The sequence below is a fragment of the Mesorhizobium sp. M2A.F.Ca.ET.039.01.1.1 genome (assembly GCF_003998035.1).
GTDB lineage: Bacteria > Pseudomonadota > Alphaproteobacteria > Rhizobiales > Rhizobiaceae > Mesorhizobium.
Genome location: NZ_RZRY01001194.1, coordinates 1 through 1,217, shown reverse-complemented (window position 1 = coordinate 1,217; position 1,217 = coordinate 1). Strand labels below are relative to the sequence as shown.

Annotated in this window: 2 protein-coding genes; both read left to right on the top strand. The window is 64.0% G+C overall.

The annotated features are described in order from the left end of the window. Nucleotides 1-628 (top strand): response regulator transcription factor (locus tag EOA24_RS38560; protein WP_133374935.1); only part of this gene is annotated, 628 nt, incomplete at its 5' end. Nucleotides 629-787: 159 nt separating this feature from the next. After that, nucleotides 788-1,217, top strand: a 430-nt coding sequence (locus EOA24_RS38555) for a sensor N-terminal transmembrane domain-containing protein (RefSeq protein WP_189354623.1), incomplete at its 3' end; no start/stop codon positions are given.

The window sequence follows — 1,217 nt, the reverse complement described above, 5'->3', positions numbered from 1 at the left end:
CTACCGGGTCGAAACCTACACCGACGGCGCGTCGGCGCTGGAAGGCCTGGCGGCGCGCCCGCCGAACCTCGCCATCCTCGACATCAAGATGCCGCGCATGGACGGCATGGAGCTGTTGCGCCGCATGCGTCAGAAATCGGACCTGCCGGTGATCTTCCTGACGTCTAAGGACGACGAGATCGACGAATTGTTCGGCCTCAAGATGGGCGCCGACGATTTCATCCGCAAACCCTTCTCGCAGCGGCTCCTGGTCGAGCGCGTGCGGGCGGTGCTGCGCCGGACCAGCGCCCGCGAGGCGGCGGCCAAGGCGCCCGCCCAGCAGGCCCGCTCGCTCGAACGCGGCCAGCTGGTGATGGACCAGGAACGCCATACCTGCACCTGGAAAGGCGAGCCGGTGACGCTGACGGTGACCGAGTTCCTCATCCTGCATTCGCTGGCGCAGCGCCCCGGTGTGGTGAAAAGCCGTGATGCGCTGATGGATTCGGCCTATGATGAGCAGGTCTATGTCGACGACCGCACCATCGACAGCCACATCAAGCGGCTGCGCAAGAAGTTCAAGGCCGTCGACGACGACTTCGAGATGATCGAAACCCTTTACGGAGTCGGGTACCGGTTCCGCGAAGCATGAATAGGCAGTAGTGAGTAGGCAGTAGGGAATAGTCGGTAGTCAGCTTTGAATAGTGCGAGCGGCCGGTTATGCCAGCTGCGGTCCCCGCCAGCCACTGCTCTATTCCCTACTGCCTACTGCCTACTCACTACTCACTAATTAACCAGGGCCTGCTATTCGATGGCAGTGGAAGTAGAGCGAGGCAGACGGGCGGGCGCGGCAAGGCGTCCGCCGCGGATCGTGCCCGCCTTCGTGTCGAGAATCACGGTGCCGATGCGCCGGTTTCTCGGCCATCACATCTTCTCCAGCCTGACGAGGCGCATCCTGTTCCTCAACCTGGCCGGCCTTGCCGTGCTGGTGACCGGCATCCTCTACCTCAACACCTTTCGCGACGGCCTGATCGACGCTCGCGTCGAGAGCCTGATGACGCAGGGCGAAATCATCGCCGGCGCGATCGCCGCCTCGGCGACGGTGGAAACCGATTCGATCAGCATCGACCCGGAAAAGCTGCTCGAGCTGCAGGCCGGCGAGAGCCTGGGGCCCGGATCGGACCAGCTCGACAATCTGGACTTCCCGCTCAACCCCGAGCGCGCCGCGCCGGTGCTGAGAC